Genomic DNA, 16,078 nt, shown 5'->3' on the forward strand with positions numbered 1-16,078 from the left:
GCTCCGTTCGTCATCAACCGTTGGACGGTGGCTTCGACCGGCCCCCGTCGTCACCCGAATCTTCCTGTGGCTTGGCGTGCTGACCCGTATGACTGGGTGAAGGATACGGCTGATAGGGCGGATACGGCTGGCCCTGTTGCGGATGCGGCTGGCCCCAACCCTGCTGCGGCGGATACCAATACCCGCCTTGCTGGCCCTGCGGATGACCCTGCTGCGAGCCCTGCGGCGGCGGCCAGCCCGGTGCATGCCAGCCGGCCGGAGCGCCGTAATCCGGCTGGGTCGAGCCGGGCTGCGGCTGCTGGCCGGTGTGGGCACCGTTGCCGTTTCCGCCGTTCCCGCTACGCGCCTGCTGAGCCTGAGCCGCTGCGCTGGCCTGGGCGATCGCCTTCTTGAACGCCGGCTCCGGCATCGGCTTGGGCCACGGCTCACCGCGTTCGATCGCCAGCTCGCCCGGCGTCTTGATCGGCGGCTTGTCCGACGGGATACGCCCACCGAAGTCGTCGAACACCGTCAGGCGCGGCCGCTTCTTCACCTCACCGAAGATGGCTTCCAGCTCCTTGCGGTGCAGGGTTTCCTTCTCCAGCAGCTGACCGGCCAAGGTATCGAGCACATCGCGGTACTCGGTGAGGATCGCCCACGCCTCGGTGTGGGCGGCCTCGATGAGCTTGCGCACCTCGTCGTCGATGTCGCGGGCCACCTCGTGGCTGTAGTCGGACTGGGTGCCCATCGTGCGGCCCAGGAACGGGTCGCCGTGGTCGGTGCCGTACTTCACCGCACCGAGCTTGGCGCTCATGCCGTACTCGGTGACCATCGCGCGGGCGATCTTGGTGGCCTGGTCGATATCGGACACCGCGCCGGTGGTCGGCTCGCGGAATACCAGTTCCTCGGCGGCACGGCCGCCCATCGCGAACACCAGGCGGGCGATCATCTCTGAGCGGGTCATCAGGCCCTTGTCGTCCTCGGGCACCGAGACGGCGTGACCGCCGGTGCGGCCGCGGGCCAGGATCGTCACCTTGTAGATCGGCTCGATGTCGGGCATCGCCCAGGCCGCCAGGGTGTGGCCGCCCTCGTGATACGCGGTGATCTTCTTCTCGAGTTCGCTGATCACGCGGCCCTTGCGGCGCGGTCCGCCGATCACCCGATCGACCGCTTCTTCCAACGCGGCCGCGGTGATCACGGTGCCGTTCTCGCGGGCGGTGAGCAGCGCAGCCTCGTTGATGACGTTGGCCAGGTCGGCGCCGGACATGCCGACGGTGCGTTTGGCCAGCCCGTCGAGGTCGGCGTCGGGAGCCATCGGCTTGCCCTGCGAATGCACACGCAGCACGGCCTTGCGGCCGGCGAGGTCGGGGCTGGTGACCGGAATCTGCCGGTCGAAGCGGCCGGGACGCAGCAGCGCGGGGTCGAGGATGTCGGGCCGGTTGGTGGCCGCGATCAGGATGACGCCCTGCCGATCACCGAAGCCGTCCATCTCGACGAGCAACTGGTTCAGCGTCTGCTCCCGCTCGTCGTGGCCGCCGCCGAGGCCAGCGCCGCGCTGGCGGCCGACCGCGTCGATCTCGTCGACGAAGATGATGCAGGGGCTGTTCTGCTTGGCCTGCTCGAAGAGGTCGCGCACGCGGGAGGCGCCGACGCCGACGAACATCTCGACGAAGTCCGAACCTGAAATCGTGAAGAACGGAACTCCGGCTTCGCCGGCGACCGCGCGGGCCAGCAGCGTCTTACCGGTACCGGGCGGGCCGTAGAGCAGCACACCGCGCGGGATCTTGGCGCCCAAGGCCTGATACCGCGACGGGTTCTGCAGGAAGTCCTTGATCTCGTAGAGCTCCTCGACCGCCTCGTCCACACCGGCGACGTCGGCAAACGTCGTCTTCGGCATGTCCTTGGACAGCTGTTTGGCCTTCGACTTGCCGAAGCCGAAGCCCATCCGGCCGCCGGTCTGCATGCGGGAGAACAGCACGAACAAGCCGACCAGCAGGAGCAGCGGCAGCATGTACACCAGCAGTGAGCCCAGGATGCTGCCCTGGTTGACCACGGTGTTGGTCTTGATGTTCTTGGCGCTCAAGGCGTTGAACAGGTCGACCCCGTACCCGGTCGGGTACTTGGTGATGACCTTGTTCGAGTTGTCGGTGTCGCCGTTGCCGTTCTTCAGCTCCAGGCGCAGCTGTTGCTCGCGGTCGTCGATCTGCGCGCTCTTGACGTTGTCACTGGTGATCTGCGACATCGCCACCGAGGTGTCGATGGGTTTGAAGCCTCGGGTGTCGTCGCTGAAATAGAAGAACGACCAGCCGAGCAGCAGCACTACGGCGATCACCGTGAGTGTGCGGATCACGTTTTTGCGGTTCATCAAGCATCGGCCGTTACGGCCCGGTCCTTCCGATATGCGCAGCTGGGATAGTTCAGGCTACCGCTAGGACAACGTCGGCAAGTCCCCACACGGTTTCCGTCAGGCTTTGGTTGGTGTTCGCTGTGCGCCGAATCGGCACTTCCGGGCGAATCGAAGCTGTGCTTTCCTGGCACGGTGTCGCTGCAGACCGAGCGGTTAGTCGACGTCGACGACGTCCGGTTGCGGGTGTTGGAGGCCGGTGACCCCGGCGCCCCGGTGGTGATCCTGGCGCACGGCTTCCCCGAGCTGGCGTACTCCTGGCGTCATCAGATCCCGGTTCTCGCCGACGCGGGCTATCACGTGCTGGCCCCCGATCAGCGGGGCTACGGCGGTTCGTCGGCGCCCGAGGCGGTCGAGGCTTACGACATCCACCATCTCACCGGTGACCTGGTGGCGTTGCTCGACGACATCGGCGCCCGGCAGGCGGTGTTCATCGGCCATGACTGGGGCGCGATGGTGGTGTGGCACACCGCGCTGCTGCATCCGGACCGGGTGCGGGCGGTCGCGGGCCTGTCCGTCCCGCCGATCCCCCGGGCGCGGACCCGTCCCACCGAGCGGTGGCGGGAGAAGTTCGGCGAAGACTTCTACATGCTGCGCTTCCAGGAGCCGGGTGTCGCCGACGCCGAGATGGCAGCCGACGTCGCCGCGACGATGCGCGGGATGTTCGACGATCTCTCCCCCGACGCACCGCCCGGGTGGATCAGCGACGACGAGCTCGCGCATTACGTGAGTGAGTTCGGCCGGACCGGATTCACCGGCGCGCTGAACTGGTACCGCAACTACGACCGCAATTGGGAGTCGACGCCCACGCTGGTCGACGCCCGCATCACCGTGCCCGCGCTGTTCATCGGCGGTACCGCCGATCCGATCGGCCCGACCATGAATCCGGCCCGCGCCCGCGAGGTGGTCGCCGGGCCGTACACCGAGCGCTGGATCTCCGGTGCCGGGCATTGGGTGCAACAGGAGCGCCCTGACGACGTGAACCGAATGTTGTTGGAATTCCTACGCGAAGTGGAGTCGTCATGACGGGCAGGCCGCTCAATTTTGGGGTGTTCATCACGCCGTTCCATCCGGTCGGCCAATCCCCCACCGTCGCACTGGAATACGACTTGGAGCGGACCGTCGCCCTGGACCGGCTCGGGTTCGACGAGGCCTGGTTCGGCGAGCATCACTCCGGTGGCTACGAGCTGATCGCGTGCCCGGAGGTGTTCATCGCCGCGGCCGCAGAGCGCACCAAGCACATCAAGCTGGGCACCGGCGTGGTGTCGCTGCCGTACCACCACCCGCTGATGGTGGCCGACCGCTGGGTGCTGCTCGACCACCTGACCCGCGGGCGGGTGATCTTCGGCACCGGGCCCGGCGCCCTGCCGTCGGACGCCTACATGATGGGTATCGATCCGGTGGAGCAGCGGCGGATGATGCAGGAGTCGCTCGATGCGATCCTGGCGCTGTTCCGCGCCGGACCCGACGAACGCATCGACCGGCATTCGGACTGGTTCACCCTGCGCGATGCGCAGCTGCACATCCGGCCCTACACCTGGCCGTATCCGGAAATCTCAACGGCGGCAATGGTTTCCCCGTCCGGACCGCGACTCGCCGGACAGCTGGGCACCTCGTTGCTGTCGCTGTCGATGTCGGTGCCCGGCGGCTTCGCGGCGCTGGAAGACGTTTGGGGCATCGTCGTCGACCAGGCCGCCAAATCGGGCAGGCCCGAACCCGACCGCTCGTCGTGGCGGGTGCTCGGGATCATGCATTTGGCCGATACCCGCGATCAGGCGATCGACGACTGCACCTACGGGCTGCAGGATTTCGCGAACTACTTCGGGGCAGCGGGGTTCGTGCCGCTGTCCAACGAGGTTGAAGCGGCCGAGCAGTCGCCGCGGCAGTTCGTCGCCGACTACGCCGCCGGCGGTAACTGTTGCATCGGCACACCCGACGATGCGATCGCCTACATCACCGACCTGCTGGACCGCTCCGGTGGCTTCGGCACGTTCCTGATGCTCGGCCACGACTGGGCCGACCCGCAGGCCACCTATCACTCGTACGAGCTTTTCGCCCGAAAAGTCATGCCGCACTTCAAGGGTCAACTTCACGCGCCGCGCGCATCGCACGAATGGGCGCAGCAGAAACGCAACGATCTGTTCGGCCGCGCCGGTGAGGCGATCATGAAGGCGATCGGCGAGCACGCGGGCGAGCAGGCTTAGGCACGCTACGGTGTCTTCCATGCCCATCGCCGGACGTCGTGTCATTGTTGCGCTGGCCTCGGCGGGTGTGGCCGCCGCCGTCCTCACCGGCTGCGATTCGGCCCCCGCGGTTCCCGCCAACCCGCGACAGGTCACCGTCGTCGGATCCGGCGAGGTGAAGGGCGTGCCGGACACCCTCACCGCCGACGTCAGCGTCGAGGCCGCCGCACCCGATGTCACCACGGCGATGAACCAGGCCAACGACCGCCAGAACGCGGTGCTCAATGCGCTCAACGCCAGCGGCGTCGACGGCAAGGACATCAGCACGACCCAGGTCAGCCTGCAGCCGCAGTACAGCGACAACTCGGTGATCACCGGCTACCGCGCGAGCAACTCGATTCAGATCAAGATCCGCAAGCTCGACACCGCCTCGCAGGTACTGGCCAACATCGTCAACGCCGGCGGTGACGCCACTCGGATCAACTCGGTGAGCTACTCCATCGAGGACGACGCCAAGTTGGTCGGCGATGCCAGAGCGCGCGCATTCAACGACGCCAAGCAGCGCGCCCAGCAATACGCGGACCTGTCCGGGTTGTCGCTGGGCAAGATCATTTCGATCTCCGAGGCGCCCGGCGGCACCCCACCCACTCCCCCGACGCCGATGCCACGCGGGGCGATGGCCAGTTCCGTTCCGTTGTCGCCCGGCCAGCAGACGGTGGGCTTCTCGGTGACGGCGGTGTGGGAGCTCAGCTAGTCGCCTTCGCCTCGGCGAAGCCGTCGAAGTCCTCCGGCGTGTACGGGCGTGCTTCGACCAGCACCATCCAGTTTCCGGAGTTGTCCCGCATCAGCGCCTCCACGCCGTACGGCCGTTCTTCCGGTTCCTGAAGGAACTCGACACCCTTGGCCTTCAGCTGTTCGTACGTCGCGCGGCAGTCGTCGACGGCCAGGCCCAGACCGGGCAGACCACCGGCCGCCTGCGCCCGCTGAAAGGCCGCGATCAGGTCGTCGGACAGCGGCTTGCTCGGGGTGGTCAGATGCACCTGCAGCTCGGGCTGATTCGGGTGAATCACTGTGCACCAACGAAAGCCGGGGCCGAGCTGCAGATCGTCCTTGGCCTCGAAGCCGAGGACGTCGGTGTAGAAGGCGAGTGACTCGTCGATGTCGCGGACGAAAACGGATACCAGCGAGATGTTCGTGATCATGACCCCACGCTAGGCGCGTGCCATGCCGGACGGCTTCTCCTCGCTTGCGCTTTCGGCCGGTGGGTATCGCTCGGCGAGGCCGGCCATGAACAGGTAGCAGCCCGGGATCCGCGGCGCGCCATCGGCGTAGCGGCGGCGAAACTCGCTGGGACTGACACCGACGAGTTCACTGAATCTCGTCGAGAACGAACCGAGGCTCGAAAAGCCCACGGCCATACAGACTTCGGTGACCGTCAGATTGGTGGCGCGCAACAGGTCCTGCGCGCGCTCCACCCGTCGGCGCGACAGATGCTCGGCCGGCGACATTCCGTAGGTTGCCGTGAACAGCCGCTGGAAGTGGTACTTGCTGATGCCCGCGACCGCGGCGAGCTGTTCGAGATCGAGCGGCTGATCGTAGTGCCGGTCGGCGTGATCACGGGCCCGGCACAGGTGGCGCAGCACGTCGTCCGATGCGCGTACGGGCATGGCCGTCAGTATGCGCCGCGCAGGGGCGCAAGAGCGCTAGACCTGATAGACCTTCGGCTCGAGCGTGCCGATGAACGGCAGATCGCGATAGCGCTCGGCGTAATCCAGCCCGTAGCCGACGACGAACTCGTTGGGGATGTCGAAACCGACGTATTCGATGTCGACGTCGGCGCGCACGGCGTCCGGCTTGCGCAGCAGCGTGCACACCCGCAGCGACTTGGGGTGGCGGGTAGCCAGGTTGCGCAGCAGCCACGACAGCGTCAGCCCGGAGTCGACGATGTCCTCGACGATCAGCACATCGCGGTCATGGATGTCGCGGTCGAGGTCCTTGAGAATGCGGACCACCCCGGACGACGACGTCGACGATCCGTACGAGCTGACCGCCATGAACTCGAGCTGGGTGGGCAGCGGGATCGCGCGCGCCAGGTCGGTGACGAACATCACCGCACCCTTGAGAACCGTCAGCAGCAGCAGGTCCTGACCGTTCAGCGAATCCGCGTAGTCGCGGCCGACGGACGCCGCCAGTTCCGCCGTGCGGGCGTGAATCTGCTCTTCGGACAACAGGACCGATTGGATGTCTCCGGGATACAGCTCGTGCGCCGACACGTCCACACTGTATCCAGGAGCAAGGCTTTACAACCAATCTCATACCGGCTGCGTGTACATCGTCAGCCTGCCGTCACGCCGGGCCGCGAACAATCTTTGCTGTCGCAGGTCCGAACCGACCGCCACTCCGCCCTGCCCGTGCCAGGCGGTGACCAGCGCGTCCACCGCGCGGATCTGTTTGTCGGTGAGGTTGGCCGCGCCACCGCGCAGCAGCCAGCCGCGGATCACCCGGCGCCGCACGGCAGTGGGCAGAGTAGCCAGGGCGGTGACGGCGACGGTATCCCCCACGTCGGTGTCCTCGAGCGCCAGCGCCGCCCAGTAATCCAAGGCGTCGGTGTCTTCGCGCAACGCGGCGGCAGTCCGGGCCAGCGCCTCGGCGACGCCGCCGCCGAGCACGTCCTCGAGCAGGGGCAGCACCTCGGTGCGCAGCCGCACCCGGGTGAAGCGGGGGTCATGGTTGTGCGGGTCGTCCCATGGCGTGAGGCCCAGTTCGGCGCACGCCTCATGTGTGACGCCGCGGCGCACACCCAACAGCGGTCGGTACCACGGCGGGTCGCAGGCGCGCATGCCGGCGATGGACCGCGCGCCCGAGCCGCGGCCCAGCCCCAGCAGCACGGTCTCGGCCTGGTCGTCGAGGGTGTGCGCCAGCAGCACGGGTGCATCGGCCCGCGCAGCGTCCAATGCGGCGTAGCGGGCGGCGCGGGCGGCGGCCTCCGGGCCGCCGTCGGTACCGACCCGCACCCGCAACACGCGGGCGTCCACGCAGCCGAGGTCGTGGGCCTGCCTGCGGGCGGTCTCGGCGACCTCGCCGGAACCGGGCTGCAAACCGTGGTCGACGATCAGGGCGGTGGTCGGCAGTGCCGCCGCGGCCGCGGCCGCCAAGGCCAGTGAGTCGGGCCCACCGGACAGCGCGACACACCACGACGTGGCGCCGGGCAGGTACTCGGTCGCGAAGCCGGCCACGCTGGCCCGCAGTGCGGCTACAGCACCCGGTCGATCCACCGCTGCGGGTCTTCGATCTCGTCGGGCAGCGGCAGGGTCTCCGCGCTGGTCCACACCGTGTTGAACCGGTCCATCCCGACCCGGTCCACCACGTGGTCGACGAACGCCTTGCCGCGGGTGTACTGGCTGATCTTGGCGTCCACCCCGAGCAGCGCCCGCAGCAGCCGCTGCAGCGGCGGCTGCTTGCGCTGGCGGCGTTGGTCGAACCGGTTGCGGATCGTCTGCACCGACGGCACGACGGCCGGGCCGACCGCGTCCATGACGTGGTCGGCATGGCCTTCGAGCAGCGTGCCGAGCACCAGCAGCTGGTCCAGCGCCACCCGCTGCGGCTCGGACTGCACCGCGCGCATGAATCCGAGGATGCCGGCGTCGTTGGCGTCCTGCTCACCGGAACGCCGCTTCTTCACGAAGTCCGCCAGCCGTCCCACCACCTGTGTCACATCGTCGGACCCCTCGGTGGTCAGCACGCCCAGGGCCTGCGACATGTGTTGCGCCAGCCAAGGATTCGCGGAGAACTGCACACGATGGGTGACCTCGTGCAGGCACACCCACAGCCGGAAGTCCGCCGGGGACACCCGCAGCTGACGCTCGACGGCGATCACGTTCGGATAGACCAGGAGCAGCAAGCCGTCGTCGGTGCCGGTGTCGGCGAAGGGGTCGTACTGGCCGAGGATCCCCGAGGAGATGAACGCCAGCACCGCACCGGTTTGCGCGCCGGTGATGCGGCCTGTGATCGGGTTGCTCGGTTTGTCGGTGCCGCCGGTCATCACCCGCATCGAGTCCGATGCCGCCCGGATCCAGCCCTGTCGGTCGACGATGCGCGCCTCGGGTACGGGGGCGTCGCCACCCATCCTGGTCACCTCGCGGACGGGGCCTTCGGCCTTAAGGGCCGCGACGGCCAGTTCATCGACGGCCTGGTTGCGGGTGTAGTCGGTGGCCGACGGACCCGGCCGGGCCAGCCGCGCGCCGACGTTCCCGGCGAACGCCCAGTCGACGGCACGCCCGACCGTCGTAGGTGAGCTCATGAGCCGCAGCCGCAGGTGCGCAGGACGCCGGCCAGCGCGTCGAGGGCCACCCGGCCCATCGGCCCGGCGTCGTTGGAGATGAAGGCGAACGTCAGCACCCGGCCGCTGGCGTCGGTGACCACCCCGGCCAGCGAGTTGATCGCGGTGAGCGACCCGGTCTTGGCGCGCAGCCAGCCGGCCGACGACACCTTGGGGTCGCCGCCGAGAAAGCGATCCGAGAGGGTGCCGCTGCCGCCAGCGACCGGCAGGACGTCGAGCAGCGGGCGCATGGCCGGCTGGTCCGGTCCGGCCGCGGCCTGGACCACCTCGTCGAGGGTTTTGGCGGTCAGCCGGTCCAGAGTCGACAGGCCGCTGGAGTCGAAGAGTGCGGCGCCGGTCATGTCCACGCCCGCGCCGGACAGCTTGTTCGTGATCGCGTCGACCGCCCCGGCGAAGCTCATCGGGCGACCGGTCGCCTTCGCCACCTCGCGGGCGATCGACTCGGCCATCACGTTGTCGGAGGCGTTCATCATCTGCCGCAGCCGCTCGATCAGTGGCGCGCCCTGTACCGAGGCCAGCTGCCTGCCGGTCGGCGGCCCGGGCGCCATCGTGACCTTTGCCGGGTCGACCCCCAGCGCGGTGGCCAGGGCCCGCCCGGCGTCCAGGGCCGGGGTCCGGGACCGCGCCGAGTCGACCGTGGTCGGCTGGATGCGGCCGGCGTCGATCATCACCGACTGCATCGGGGCGATGTCGCCGCCGTCGATGTCGGCGGGATCCCAGCCCGGCGCGAAATCCGGTCCGCTGTACAGGGAGTCATCCACCTGCACCGCCGTCGCGGTGATCCCGCTCTTGCGCACCTGGTCGGCGAGGTCACTGATCCGGGCCGCGCCGCGATACCAGGTCTCCTGACCGGCCGGGGCGGCCGACAGAATCGGGTCGCCCCCGCCGACGAGCACCACGACACCGGGCTGGCGGGTCTGGTCGGCCGCGACGACGGTCGTGGTGACCCGCTCGTCGCGGTTCAGTGCCAGCAGCGCGGCGCCGGTGGTGAGGGTCTTGTTGGTCGACGCCGGCAGCAGCGGCACATCGGCGCGGTGCTCCCAGAGCTGGTCGCCGGTCTTGGCGTCGGTGACGCGGCCGGTGACGTTGCCGAGATTGGGATCGGCGACGGGCATCGCCAGCGCGGCGGTCAGGCCGGCGGCGGTGGGCACCGGCGCGGAGTCCGACACCGGGACAACGCCGGGGTTGGCGGTCACCAGCGCATGTCCGGGCGGTGCCTGCGCGCTGCTGGTGTCACTGCCGTGGGTCAGGACGGCGGCTATCGCCACGACAGCGGCGACCAGCACGATCACCGCCACGGCGAGCACCACGTGGGCCCAGCGCCATCCGCGAGTCGGGCTCATCGGTCTCCTGACTTCCGTTTCGTCTCATTGTGCCGAACCACCGTGCAGTGCAGGCCAGCGCGGGCGTTAGGGTAGGCCGCGTCGCCGGTTCGGCGGGCAAGAGCGAAGCGACCCGGGAATATATTCCACCGGGCAGAAGTCAGCGGAAATAAGGAGTCGCACGGTGGAGTTCGACGTCACCATCGAGATCCCCAAGGGTCAGCGCAACAAATACGAGGTCGACCACGAAACCGGACGCGTACGCCTCGACCGCTACCTCTACACCCCGATGGCCTACCCCGCTGACTACGGCTTCATCGAGGACACCCTCGGTGAGGACGGCGACCCGCTGGACGCGCTGGTGCTGTTGCCGCTGTCGGTGTTCCCCGGCGTGTTGATCGAGGTGCGCCCGGTCGGCATGTTCAAGATGGTCGACGAGGCCGGCGGTGACGACAAGGTGCTGTGCGTGCCTGCCGGCGACAAGCGCTGGGATCACATCCAGGACATCGGCGACGTCCCGAAGGACGAACTCGATTCGATCCAGCACTTCTTCACCCATTACAAGGACCTCGAGCCGGGCAAGTTCGTCAAGGGCTCCGACTGGGTCGGCCGTGCCGAGGCCGAGGCCGAGGTCGAGCGCTCCCGCGAGCGCTTCGCCAAAGCAGATCACTGACGGCCGGCCGGCCCGGTGAGAAATTTTGCCTGGCCGTAACAATCGGTAACCCGGTTGTCCTTTGGCTTTTCGATCATGAGCTGGTGTTGTTGCATCAGGGCATCGGTCTCGACGCCTTCAACGAGCTGCCGGACAGCAAGGCCGTCCACGCGCTCTACGAGTGCTGCAACAGCGTCACTCTGGCGCGCGACCTGACACGCGGCCGCCCGTACGCCGACCGCACGGAGCTGTTCCGCCGAGCCGACGACCTCCTTTTCTCGCTCTCGGAGTCGTCGATCGACGACATCCTGCAGGCCTACCCGCACGTCGGGCGGCGCCCGGGCAGCACCAAGTCGCAGGCCGAGCAGTGTTCGGTGTGGGACTCCTCGCCCGAGGTGATGGCCGAACTCACGACCGCGGTCAACGAGTACACCGAGCACTTCGGTTTCGGCTTCGTCATGCACGTCGGCGGACTGGACCGCGAGGCGTGTGCCCGCTCGGTCATCGCCGCGGTGCGCGACCGGATGCACCACGACCCCGAAACCGAACGCAAGGTCGTGTGCAACGAGCTCGCCCGCATCAATCGCAGTCGACTCGAGCGGATGCTCGGTCCTGAGGGTGGCTACGACAACTGGGGCTAGGGTTCGTAAGCGTGGCCCTGTCTTTGGATCCCGAGCTTGAAGTCCTGCTGCAACCGTTGATGGCGGCCTCCGCCGAACTCGAACCGCCCGCGATCGGCGACATCGCAACGCGCCGCGAACGAATCAGGCCGTTGTTCCAATTGCTCGCCGACCTCCAGGCTCCCGTTTCGGGTGTCGACGTCGCTCGGCACACGCTCACCACCGCCGACGGAGCCGAGCTCGATCTGGCCTGGTACTTCCCCGACGCGGGGCTGTCCGGCAGCGCGGTGCTCTACCTGCACGGCGGCGGCATGATCCACGGCCTGGCCGAAACCGCACCCGGCTACGACGCACTGGTCCGCGCATACGTCGCGGCTTCCGGCGTCCCGATGCTGGTGGTGGATTACCGTGTGGCGCCCGAACATCCGGACCCGACGCCGGTCGAGGACTGTTATGCCGCGCTGCGCTGGCTGGCCGACAACGCGACCGAACTCGCGGTGAACCCGGCTCGGATCGCGGTCGCCGGCGACAGCGCCGGTGGTGGCTTGGCCGCCGGGGTCAGCCTGCTTGCCCGCGACCGCGGCGGCCCGGCGCTGGCCGCGCAGCTGCTGATCTATCCGATGCTCGACGACCGCACCACCACCCCTGATCCGGAGCTGCCCGCCGAGGTGCTGACGTGGAACTACGACGACAACATCACCGGCTGGGGCGCGCTACTCGGCGACGGTGAGCCGTCGGTGTACGCCGCGCCGGCCCGCGCCGAGGATTTGAGCGGACTGCCGCCAACCTACCTCGACGTCGGGGACCTGGACATCTTCCGCGACGAGAACATCGCTTATGCCGCAAGGCTTTCCGCGGCGGGTGTGCCCACCGAGCTACACGTACACCCCGGCTGTCCGCACGCCTGGGAAGCGTTGGCACCTACCGCGGCGGTGTCGAAACGCGTGGTCGCCGACCGGATCCGCAGGTTGCGGGCGATCTAGCCGCCGACAGTGCTTGCGGTGGTGGCGAATTCGGCGATCAGACCGGCCAGCGCATCGGGTTGGTCGAGCATGGAAAAGGTCCGCGCCCCCGCGATGATCTCCAGTCGGGAGTTGGGTAGCGCCGCGGCGAGCCTGCGGCCATCCTCTTGCGGGAAGAACGCGTCATCGGCCGACCAGGCGATCAGCGCCGGCTTGGTGAACTGTGGCAGCTTGGCGGCGGCCTCGAGAGTCGTTTGCCGGGTAAGCGATCCGGTGAAGCGGCGCAGGTTCTCGGCGATCGCGCGGTCGCGAACGGCCTTGCGGGTCCATTCCGCGGTGAGCGCGTCGAGGTTGGTGTGGGCCAGCGCGCCGTAGGCGCGCCGCCGAACGGTGCGAGACCGCATGCCTTGCACGGCGATCCGCCACAGCGGCGGCACCTTGGCCGCGGTGATGAATGGTGCCAGGATCGGTGGCGGAAAGTGTTCGAACGCATCGCAACTCGTGAGCACCAGCGCGCCGAGCCGGTCGGGGAATTCGGTGGCCACCACCTGGGCGACGGCTCCCCCGGTGTCGTTGCCGACGAGGACGAGGTCGTCGAGTCCGGCCTTGTCGAGGAACTCGGCGACCATCGCGGCCACCCCGCGCATGGTCATGTCCGCGGACGGACGCATCGCCTGCTGGTGGGCGCCGAGCGGCCAGGTCGGGACGATGCATCGCAGGCCGTGCCGGGCCAGTCGGGCGCTCAGCGGGCGCCACAGCGACCCGCCCATCGCGTAGCCGTGAATGAAGACCAGTGGCCTGCCGGTCGACGGTCCAGCCGTTTCGTAATGGATGGTTCCGCTGTTGAGTTCTACGGTGTGCATGGCATCTCCCTTGATGACCACAAACAAACAGACAGTCTGCATGTAAGATACCGACAGGATGTACGGAAATACAAGACATGACCACCAGACGCACCCAGGCGCAGCGCTCGGCAGCAACACAGGACGCACTGCGCGCCGCCGCGCGCGAACTCTGGGGTGAACGCGGTTATGCCGACGTCGGAACGCCGGAGATCGCGCAGCGCGCCGGTGTCACCAGGGGCGCGATGTATCACCAGTACGCCGACAAGTCGGCGCTGTTCCTCGACGTCGTCGAGGCCGTCGAGGCCGACGTGATGAACCGCCTGGCCGCCGCGGTCCTCACCGAGCAGCCGCCGACCCCTGCGGCCACCCTGCACGCGTCGGTGGATGCCTGGCTCGACATCAGCTCCGAGCGCGAGATCCGTCAGCTGATCCTGCTCGACGCGCCGAATGTGTTGGGCTGGAACGGCTTCCGTGACATCGCCGAGCGCTACAGCCTGGGCATGACCGAGCAGCTGCTCCAGGCCGCGATGGACTCCGGTGAGCTCGCGACACAGCCCGTCCGTCCGCTGGCGCATATCCTCATCGGCGCGCTCGATGCCGCGGCGCTGACGATCGCGCACTCCGAGGATCCCGACCGCACCGGCACCGAAGTGCGCAACGCGTTGCACGGGATCGTCAACGGCATGCTCGCCAGTCGGCCGTGAGCATTGAGGCGTTGATTCAGAACTGAGAGCGAAAATTTCGCCAAAATACCGCTCTCAGTTCTATATCAACGTGACTCAGCCGGCCGCCCACTGCTTGGCCTGGTCGAGTTCGTCGAGCCCGAACACCTGGACCTCACCGGGCATGAGCCAGCCCACCAGGTGAATGGTGTGGACCACCCACTCCTTGTCACTGACGACCGCGACGCGCTTGAAGGCGGAGTGCCGGGAAAACAGGGTGCCCAAGCCGAGTTTGAGATCCTCGACCAGCCCGCCGCGGCCGAAACCCTCATAGTCGGAGTCGATGACCTCGACGATCCGGATGTCCCCGCCCGGCTTCATCAGGTCGTCCATCGCAGGCTTGAACGCCTTCAGATCGTCACCGCTCACCTTGCCGGACACCCGAATCCCCGTCACACCCTCCGGCATGTCGGAAAGTACTTCGATCATCGGTTCAGCGTAGAACCGCGTGCGTTCAGGCGGCGGAAATCCGGCTTCTCGGCGTTGAGATAGCGCTGGGAGCGAAGATCAGCCGGCGTTTTCGATCTCAGTGCTGCCTCAACGGCGATCGAACGATTTCAGGCGGCGGAAATCCGCAATCGGTCCTGAATTCGAGTCAGGGCGGCGCGCGCCCGCGGAGGCCAGTCGTCGTCCGGCCCGACCGGAATCAGGGTCACCCCGTCGGCGACCCCGGCGACGTACAGATCGGCGACCAACCCGGCCAGCCCGTCGACCGTTCCGGCGTAGCGCACACCGTCGGCATCGTCGTGGTCTGAGATCGCCGCCAGCGCCGTCCGCGGATCGTCGGCTACCGACACGGCCAGATCGAGCACGACGGCGACGTCGGTCGGCAGTCGGCGACGGCGGCGGGCCGCCTCCTGAAGGTCCGGGGCGCTCAACCGCACCACCGGGCGTTCGCCCGCGGTCAACTCGGTCCAGGCACCACCGGTCTCGGTGATGAACACCCGTAACTCCGCCATGTCGGCCACGCTAGGGACACGAGGAACCACCGGCAATGGTTCCGCTCATCCGGACGCGAACGGCATCACCGCGGCCGCAGTCAGCGTTTGTCGACCACCCGGGTCTTGACCAGGCTGGCGACCATCGTCAGGAACAGCGTCAGCACGATCACGGCCAGGCTCAGCAGCGTCGGGATCTCCGGGACCGGGACGTGCTCACCGCCGTTGATGAACGGCAACTCGTTCTCGTGCAACGCGTGCAGCACCAGCTTGACCCCGATGAAGAACAGGATGAACGCCAAGCCCTGCGACAGGTACACCAGGCGGTTGAGCAGATCGCCGAGCAGGAAGTACAACTGGCGCAAACCCATCAGCGCGAACAGGTTTGCGGTGAACACGATGTAGGGCTCGCGGGTCAGCCCGTAGATCGCGGGGATGGAGTCCAGCGCAAACAGCAGGTCGGTGGTGCCCAGCGCGACGATGACCAGAAACATCGGCGTCATCAGGCGCTTGCCGCCCTCCTTGACGTACAGCTTCAGGCCGTCCCACTTATCGGTGCTCGGCACATACTTGCGGGCCAGCCGCACCACGGTGTTCTCGGCGTCGTCGTCATGCTCGGTGTCACGGGCCAGCCGGATCGCGGTGTACAGCAGGAACGCCCCGAAGATGTAGAAGATCCACGAGAACTGTTGAATGGCAACGGCACCCAGCGCGATGAAGATGCCGCGGAAGATCAAGGCCAGCACGATGCCGATGAGAAGTGCCTCTTGCTGATAGATCTTCGGCACTTTGAAGCTGGCCATGATGATGATGAAGATGAACAGGTTGTCCACCGACAGGCTGTATTCGGTGAGCCAGCCGGCATAGAACTCCAGCCCGAACTGCCCGCCGTGGAAGTTCCACACCCACAGGCCGAACGCGAAGGCCAGGCCGATGTAGATCGACAGATAGATGCCGCACTCGCGCATCGTGGGTTCGTGTGGGCGCCGCGCCACGAAGATCACATCGAACAGCAGCACCGCGACCGTCACGCCGATGGTGATGAACCATTCGAGCGGCGTCACATTCATATAAAGACCTCCGGGCGTCACGAAACGTCCGAGGTCTCTTCC

General features: G+C 67.6%; 18 protein-coding genes. 7 read left to right on the plus strand and 11 right to left on the minus strand.

Annotated elements, in window-relative coordinates:
- Positions 1–13: 13 nt before the first annotated feature.
- Positions 14–2,344 carry an ATP-dependent zinc metalloprotease FtsH gene (gene ftsH / locus K0O64_RS26305; RefSeq protein ID WP_071948913.1) on the minus strand — a complete coding sequence of 777 codons (2,331 nt, stop codon included), beginning with the start codon at positions 2,342–2,344 and terminating at the stop codon, positions 14–16.
- Between the two features lie 174 nt (positions 2,345–2,518).
- Here ftsH and K0O64_RS26310 point away from each other — a divergent pair, with 174 nt between their 5' ends.
- From K0O64_RS26310 to K0O64_RS26320, 3 genes are read left to right on the plus strand one after another with little or no spacing between them, the layout of a single operon-like run.
- The gene (locus K0O64_RS26310; RefSeq protein ID WP_198044347.1) at positions 2,519–3,409 is read left to right on the plus strand and encodes an alpha/beta fold hydrolase; all 891 of its coding nucleotides are present in this window, start codon (positions 2,519–2,521) and stop codon (positions 3,407–3,409) included.
- Positions 3,406–4,587 carry an LLM class flavin-dependent oxidoreductase gene (locus K0O64_RS26315; protein ID WP_071948911.1) on the plus strand — a complete coding sequence of 394 codons (1,182 nt, stop codon included), beginning with the start codon at positions 3,406–3,408 and terminating at the stop codon, positions 4,585–4,587. Before K0O64_RS26310 ends, K0O64_RS26315 begins: the two co-directional genes overlap by 4 nt.
- A 19-nt stretch (positions 4,588–4,606) precedes the next feature.
- Positions 4,607–5,320, plus strand: a complete 714-nt coding sequence (locus K0O64_RS26320) for an SIMPL domain-containing protein (RefSeq protein WP_071950274.1) — start codon at positions 4,607–4,609, stop codon at positions 5,318–5,320.
- Here K0O64_RS26320 and K0O64_RS26325 read toward each other — a convergent pair.
- From K0O64_RS26325 to dacB, 6 genes are read right to left on the minus strand one after another with little or no spacing between them, the layout of a single operon-like run.
- Positions 5,313–5,768: a VOC family protein gene (locus K0O64_RS26325; RefSeq protein WP_071948910.1), complete on the minus strand. Its 456-nt coding sequence runs from the start codon at positions 5,766–5,768 to the stop codon at positions 5,313–5,315. The genes K0O64_RS26320 and K0O64_RS26325 overlap by 8 nt on opposite strands.
- 9 nt (positions 5,769–5,777) lie before the next feature.
- On the minus strand, positions 5,778–6,233 hold the full coding sequence (locus tag K0O64_RS26330; protein WP_071948909.1) for a helix-turn-helix domain-containing protein: 456 nt from the start codon (positions 6,231–6,233) through the stop codon (positions 5,778–5,780).
- Between the two features lie 36 nt (positions 6,234–6,269).
- The gene (hpt, locus tag K0O64_RS26335) at positions 6,270–6,845 is read right to left on the minus strand and encodes a hypoxanthine phosphoribosyltransferase (RefSeq protein WP_071948908.1); all 576 of its coding nucleotides are present in this window, start codon (positions 6,843–6,845) and stop codon (positions 6,270–6,272) included.
- A gap of 33 nt (positions 6,846–6,878) precedes the next feature.
- On the minus strand, positions 6,879–7,841 hold the full coding sequence (gene tilS, locus K0O64_RS26340) for a tRNA lysidine(34) synthetase TilS (protein ID WP_071948907.1): 963 nt from the start codon (positions 7,839–7,841) through the stop codon (positions 6,879–6,881).
- A complete protein-coding gene (locus tag K0O64_RS26345; RefSeq protein WP_071948906.1) occupies positions 7,820–8,866 on the minus strand; it encodes an Rv3626c family coenzyme F420 biosynthesis-associated protein in 1,047 nt (348 codons plus the stop codon). Before K0O64_RS26345 ends, tilS begins: the two co-directional genes overlap by 22 nt.
- Positions 8,863–10,248 (minus strand): D-alanyl-D-alanine carboxypeptidase/D-alanyl-D-alanine endopeptidase, encoded by a 1,386-nt coding sequence (gene dacB, locus K0O64_RS26350; protein ID WP_071948905.1) that lies wholly within the window; start codon positions 10,246–10,248, stop codon positions 8,863–8,865. The genes K0O64_RS26345 and dacB overlap by 4 nt, the downstream gene beginning before the upstream one ends.
- Before the next feature lie 163 nt (positions 10,249–10,411).
- On the opposite strand from dacB, the gene K0O64_RS26355 reads away from it, so the two are divergent.
- The 3 genes from K0O64_RS26355 (at position 10,412) to K0O64_RS26365 (ending at position 12,482) form a co-directional block, all read left to right on the plus strand.
- Complete coding sequence (locus tag K0O64_RS26355) at positions 10,412–10,900, plus strand: inorganic diphosphatase (protein WP_071948904.1); 489 nt, start codon at positions 10,412–10,414, stop codon at positions 10,898–10,900.
- 83 nt (positions 10,901–10,983) lie between these two features.
- Positions 10,984–11,520 carry a 2-oxo-4-hydroxy-4-carboxy-5-ureidoimidazoline decarboxylase gene (locus tag K0O64_RS26360; protein ID WP_071948903.1) on the plus strand — a complete coding sequence of 179 codons (537 nt, stop codon included), beginning with the start codon at positions 10,984–10,986 and terminating at the stop codon, positions 11,518–11,520.
- Between the two features lie 11 nt (positions 11,521–11,531).
- Positions 11,532–12,482 (plus strand): alpha/beta hydrolase, encoded by a 951-nt coding sequence (locus K0O64_RS26365; protein WP_071948902.1) that lies wholly within the window; start codon positions 11,532–11,534, stop codon positions 12,480–12,482.
- Here K0O64_RS26365 and K0O64_RS26370 read toward each other — a convergent pair.
- Positions 12,479–13,324: an alpha/beta fold hydrolase gene (locus tag K0O64_RS26370; RefSeq protein ID WP_071950273.1), complete on the minus strand. Its 846-nt coding sequence runs from the start codon at positions 13,322–13,324 to the stop codon at positions 12,479–12,481. The two genes, K0O64_RS26365 and K0O64_RS26370, sit on opposite strands and share 4 nt — an antisense overlap.
- A 77-nt stretch (positions 13,325–13,401) precedes the next feature.
- Here K0O64_RS26370 and K0O64_RS26375 point away from each other — a divergent pair, with 77 nt between their 5' ends.
- The gene (locus K0O64_RS26375) at positions 13,402–14,010 is read left to right on the plus strand and encodes a TetR/AcrR family transcriptional regulator (RefSeq protein WP_071948901.1); all 609 of its coding nucleotides are present in this window, start codon (positions 13,402–13,404) and stop codon (positions 14,008–14,010) included.
- A 75-nt stretch (positions 14,011–14,085) separates the two neighbouring features.
- Here the strand turns inward: K0O64_RS26375 and K0O64_RS26380 are convergent, their stop codons facing one another.
- The 3 genes from K0O64_RS26380 to K0O64_RS26390 form a co-directional block, all read right to left on the minus strand.
- Positions 14,086–14,457 carry a SpoIIAA family protein gene (locus tag K0O64_RS26380; RefSeq protein ID WP_071948900.1) on the minus strand — a complete coding sequence of 124 codons (372 nt, stop codon included), beginning with the start codon at positions 14,455–14,457 and terminating at the stop codon, positions 14,086–14,088.
- Positions 14,458–14,585: 128 nt separating this feature from the next.
- The gene (locus K0O64_RS26385; protein ID WP_071950272.1) at positions 14,586–14,987 is read right to left on the minus strand and encodes a hypothetical protein; all 402 of its coding nucleotides are present in this window, start codon (positions 14,985–14,987) and stop codon (positions 14,586–14,588) included.
- Positions 14,988–15,067: 80 nt separating this feature from the next.
- Positions 15,068–16,036, minus strand: a complete 969-nt coding sequence (locus K0O64_RS26390) for a TerC family protein (protein ID WP_071948899.1) — start codon at positions 16,034–16,036, stop codon at positions 15,068–15,070.
- Between the last annotated feature and the right edge of the window lie 42 nt (positions 16,037–16,078).

The sequence above is a fragment of the Mycolicibacterium pallens genome (assembly GCF_019456675.1).
In the GTDB taxonomy this organism is placed as follows: Bacteria; Actinomycetota; Actinomycetes; order Mycobacteriales; family Mycobacteriaceae; genus Mycobacterium; species Mycobacterium crocinum.

What these genes read in the sequence shown, in the direction of transcription:
- ftsH (WP_071948913.1), bottom strand. Translation starts at nt 2,344, where the DNA reads ATGAACCGCAAAAACGTGATCCGCACACTCACGGTGATCGCCGTAGTG.
- K0O64_RS26315 (WP_071948911.1), top strand. Translation starts at nt 3,406, where the DNA reads ATGACGGGCAGGCCGCTCAATTTTGGGGTGTTCATCACGCCGTTCCAT.
- K0O64_RS26320 (WP_071950274.1), top strand. Translation starts at nt 4,607, where the DNA reads ATGCCCATCGCCGGACGTCGTGTCATTGTTGCGCTGGCCTCGGCGGGT.
- K0O64_RS26325 (WP_071948910.1), bottom strand. Translation starts at nt 5,768, where the DNA reads ATGATCACGAACATCTCGCTGGTATCCGTTTTCGTCCGCGACATCGAC.
- K0O64_RS26330 (WP_071948909.1), bottom strand. Translation starts at nt 6,233, where the DNA reads ATGCCCGTACGCGCATCGGACGACGTGCTGCGCCACCTGTGCCGGGCC.
- K0O64_RS26345 (WP_071948906.1), bottom strand. Translation starts at nt 8,866, where the DNA reads ATGAGCTCACCTACGACGGTCGGGCGTGCCGTCGACTGGGCGTTCGCC.
- dacB (WP_071948905.1), bottom strand. Translation starts at nt 10,248, where the DNA reads ATGAGCCCGACTCGCGGATGGCGCTGGGCCCACGTGGTGCTCGCCGTG.
- K0O64_RS26370 (WP_071950273.1), bottom strand. Translation starts at nt 13,324, where the DNA reads ATGCACACCGTAGAACTCAACAGCGGAACCATCCATTACGAAACGGCT.
- K0O64_RS26375 (WP_071948901.1), top strand. Translation starts at nt 13,402, where the DNA reads ATGACCACCAGACGCACCCAGGCGCAGCGCTCGGCAGCAACACAGGAC.
- K0O64_RS26380 (WP_071948900.1), bottom strand. Translation starts at nt 14,457, where the DNA reads ATGATCGAAGTACTTTCCGACATGCCGGAGGGTGTGACGGGGATTCGG.
- K0O64_RS26385 (WP_071950272.1), bottom strand. Translation starts at nt 14,987, where the DNA reads ATGGCGGAGTTACGGGTGTTCATCACCGAGACCGGTGGTGCCTGGACC.
- K0O64_RS26390 (WP_071948899.1), bottom strand. Translation starts at nt 16,036, where the DNA reads ATGAATGTGACGCCGCTCGAATGGTTCATCACCATCGGCGTGACGGTC.